This is a genomic window from Streptomyces sp. NPDC054765, assembly GCF_053612065.1.
Genome location: NZ_JBSHBP010000139.1, coordinates 1 through 3,513, shown reverse-complemented (window position 1 = coordinate 3,513; position 3,513 = coordinate 1). Strand labels below are relative to the sequence as shown.

Below are 3,513 nucleotides of genomic sequence, written 5' to 3'. Positions count from 1 at the left end.
CACCTCGCGGAGGGCGGCCGCGTCCCACCCCGTGTTCAGGTAGGGGAAGTTGAAGGCCTGGTGGAGTTCGCCGGGGCGGAGGTAGCGGGCGGTGCGCTCGGCGCTGGGCGTCCAGGCCTCGGCGACCGCGATCCGCTCCCCGTCGTACTCGTCCAGGACGGTGCGCCAGGAGCGGTAGATGTCGTGCACGCCGTCCTGGTCGAAGAACGGCAGGACCTGGCTGCCGAGCAGTTTCAGCTGCCCGCCCCGGCCCATGTCGGGCAGGCCGGGGGCCTTGACCAGGCCGTGGGCCACGTCCACCCGGAAGCCGTCGACGCCCAGGTCGAGCCAGAAGCGGAGGATGGAGCGGAACTCGTCCCGGACGGCGGGGTGGTCCCAGTTGAAGTCGGGCTGCTCCGGGGCGAAGAGGTGGAGGTACCACTCGCCGTCGGGGACCCGGGTCCAGGCGGGGCCGCCGAAGAGGGACTCCCAGTCGTTGGGGGGCTCCTCGCCGTTCTCGCCGCGTCCCTTGCGGAAGTGGAAGCGTTCGCGGGCCGTGGAGCCGGGGCCCTCGGCCAGTCCGCGGCAGAACCATTCGTGCTGGTCGGAGCAGTGGTTGGGGACGAGGTCGACGATGATGCGCAGATCCAGCCGGTGGGCCTCGCGGATCACGGCCTCGGCGTCGGGCAGCGTGCCGAACATCGGGTCGGTGACTCCTCCCCCTCGTGAACGAGGGGGCTTCTCGCTATGCCGGTTGGGCTTGGCGACGGACCAGCCCGGCCCGTAGAACGTTGAGCGCGCCCACGGTGTCGGCGTGCGTGTGGTGGTCGCAGTTCTGACAGTGGAACTTGTCCTGTGTGGGCCGGTTCTCCGCTGCGGCGTACCCGCATTCGGGGCAGGTGCGGGAGGTGTTGCGGGGGTCCACGGCGATCACTTCCCGTCCGGCGCTTTCAGCCTTGGCGTGCAGGATCGTCAGGAACACCCCCCATCCGGCATCCGAGATCGAGTGGTTGAGTCCGGCCTTGGAGGCGGCCCCGTTGGGCAGGAAGCTGCCCGGCGTCGTGGGGTCCGGCTTCGGGGCGGGAGCCTTGACCATATTGCGGATCTTGAGGTCTTCGTGCGCGATGAAGTCGTGTTCGCGCACGAGGTCGAGGGCGGTCTTGTGTGCGTGGTCGAGGCGTTGGCGCCGGACCTTACGGTGCAGGTCGGCGACCTTGTGAACGGCCCGCTGGTGGTTCTTGGTGCGCTTGTCGCGGCGCACCCGGGGGAAGCGGGACAGTGCCCGCTGTGCGGCTTGGAGTTTCGCGGCGGCGCGGCGGCCGTGGCGCGGGTTGGGCGCGAACTCGCCGTTGGAGTCGGCAAGGAAGTGGGCTATGCCCATGTCGATGCCGACCACGCTGCCGGTCGCGGGCAGCGGCTGCGGCTGGGACTGCTCGGCGGTCAGGATCACATACCAGCGCTTGCCTTCGCGCTTGACCAAGACGGTCTTGACCTTGCCGGCCACAGGCCGGTGCTGGTTGACCTTGACGTGCCCGACGCCTTGGAAGCGGACACGGGTGACCGGGTCGTGCGGGGTGGAGTCCCAGCGGCAGCCGTCGCCGTCCTTGGGGAAGTCGACGGTGTCGAACCAGTTGATGCCCCGGAAACGGGGGTAGCCCGGCGTCTGGCCGGACTTGACCCGGCGGAAGAACGCGGCGAACGCCTTGTCCAGGCGGCGCAACGTCGCCTGCTGCGACGAGAACGACCAGCGACCCTGACGTTCCGGGTCGAACGCCCGGATGTCCTTGAGCTGCGCGGACTGCTGCCCGTACTTGATGCTCGTCGTCGAGGCATGCCGGTAGGCGTCGCGGCGTTCCTGCAAGGCGCCGTTGTAGAGCGAGCAGTGATCCCGCAGCATCTCGCCGAGCGCGGCCGTCTGGCGAACGGTGGGCCGTATGAGGAACTTGTACGCACGGATCACCCGGCCCACCCCCTTCCTGGTCAGCTTCAAAAAAGATTCTACGCTTGGCGTATGTCACCGCGCTGGGAACCAAACCCTGATATCCGTACTGGACGTCACGTCGCCTATCACCTGCACGCTCACTTGGTGTTCGTCACCAAATTTCCCTCCCCGGCTGAAGCCGGGAATACCCACGCAAGATCAGGGAGGGACCTTCGCGTGCTCTTTCTGGAAACCTTCGGCAAGCTTGCGGTACGTCGCCTTCTCGGCGTCGTTGGAGGTGTCCCAGAAGGTAACGGTTCCAGACAGTTCGCCCCCGCTGCCGGCACTGCCGCCGCCGTCGCCTCCGCCGCACGCCGTCGCCGCCAGTGCCAGGCCCGCTACCAGCGCGGTGGCCATTGCGCCCCGTATGCCACGCCGCATGTGAACTCCTTAGGGAAATGCCTCAGATGGCGGTCAGGAACGTAACAGCGCCGAAAACAAACCGAAAGAGCTTGCGGCAATTTTCTGCAAGACTTCGGGAACGAAGTGCAACGAGTTGGCTGGAACAGGACCCTCCGGGCGCCCCCGTCACCGTCACCCCACGCCCGTCCGAGCGTTGATTCCGTGAAGGCACCGATGCCTCTTGACCTCGACAGGGACGGCAGATGACCCAGGAGCTCACTTCCCCCAGCCCCGCCCCCCGGGCCCCCGCAACGGGCCGAGGTCCGCAGTGGTGGCGCGACGCCGTCATCTACCAGGTGTACGTACGCTCCTTCGCCGACAGCGACGGCGACGGCATCGGCGATCTGCGCGGGGCCCGCGAGCGGCTGCCGTACCTCGGGGACCTGGGGGTGGACGCCGTCTGGCTCACCCCGTTCTACGCCTCGCCGCAGGCCGACGGCGGCTATGACGTCGCCGACTACCGCGCCGTCGACCCACTCTTCGGCACCCTCCGGGACGCCGACGAACTGATCCGCGCCGCCCACGACCTGGGCCTGCGGGTGATCGTCGACATCGTCCCCAACCACACCTCCGACCGGCACCCGTGGTTCCGGGACCCGGACCTCGCCCGGCAGCGCTACGTCTTCCGCCCCGGCAAGGGCGTCAGCGGCGAACTCCCGCCCAACGACTGGGAGTCGGTGTTCGGCGGCCCGGCCTGGACCCGCACCGACCGCGGCGACTGGTACCTGCACCTCTTCGCCCCCGAGCAGCCCGATCTGAACTGGGACAACCCGCAGGTGCACACCGAGTTCGAGGCCATCATGCGCTTCTGGCTCGACCTCGGGGTGGACGGCTTCCGGGTCGATGTCGCCCACGGCATGATCAAGGCGCCCGGCCTGCCGGACATCGGCCACGGCCGGCAGGCCCAGCTGATCGGCAGCCAGGTGCTGCCGTTCTTCGACCAGGACGGGGTGCACGCCATCCACCGCGCCTGGCGCCGGCTGCTGGACGGCTACGGCGACGCCCACGGCAAGCAGGTGATCGGCGTCGCCGAGGCCTGGGCGCCCACCCCCGAGCGGCTCGCCCTCTACGTACGCCCCGATGAACTCCACCAGGCCTTCAACTTCCAGTTCCTGAACGCCCCTTGGCAGTCCGACGCGCTGCGCTCGGTC

At 68.8% G+C, this 3,513-nt stretch carries 2 protein-coding genes and 3 pseudogenes; 2 read left to right on the top strand and 3 right to left on the bottom strand.

The window, feature by feature from the left end:
* Together ACWGJY_RS37370 and ACWGJY_RS37365 are read right to left on the bottom strand one after the other, a co-directional pair.
* Nucleotides 1–687: pseudogene (locus ACWGJY_RS37370) on the bottom strand (alpha-amylase family glycosyl hydrolase); the annotation flags it as partial.
* A gap of 37 nt (nt 688–724) precedes the next feature.
* On the bottom strand, nt 725–1,939 hold the full coding sequence (locus tag ACWGJY_RS37365) for an RNA-guided endonuclease InsQ/TnpB family protein (protein ID WP_453265353.1): 1,215 nt from the start codon (nt 1,937–1,939) through the stop codon (nt 725–727).
* Between the two features lie 51 nt (nt 1,940–1,990).
* On the opposite strand from ACWGJY_RS37365, the pseudogene ACWGJY_RS37360 reads away from it, so the two are divergent.
* Nucleotides 1,991–2,083: pseudogene (locus tag ACWGJY_RS37360) on the top strand (IS200/IS605 family transposase); the annotation flags it as partial.
* Between the two features lie 45 nt (nt 2,084–2,128).
* Here ACWGJY_RS37360 and ACWGJY_RS37355 read toward each other — a convergent pair.
* Nucleotides 2,129–2,341: pseudogene (locus tag ACWGJY_RS37355) on the bottom strand (extracellular solute-binding protein); the annotation flags it as partial.
* 224 nt (nt 2,342–2,565) lie between these two features.
* On the opposite strand from ACWGJY_RS37355, the gene ACWGJY_RS37350 reads away from it, so the two are divergent.
* On the top strand, nt 2,566–3,513 hold a 948-nt coding region (locus ACWGJY_RS37350; RefSeq protein ID WP_453265352.1), incomplete at its 3' end, for an alpha-amylase family glycosyl hydrolase.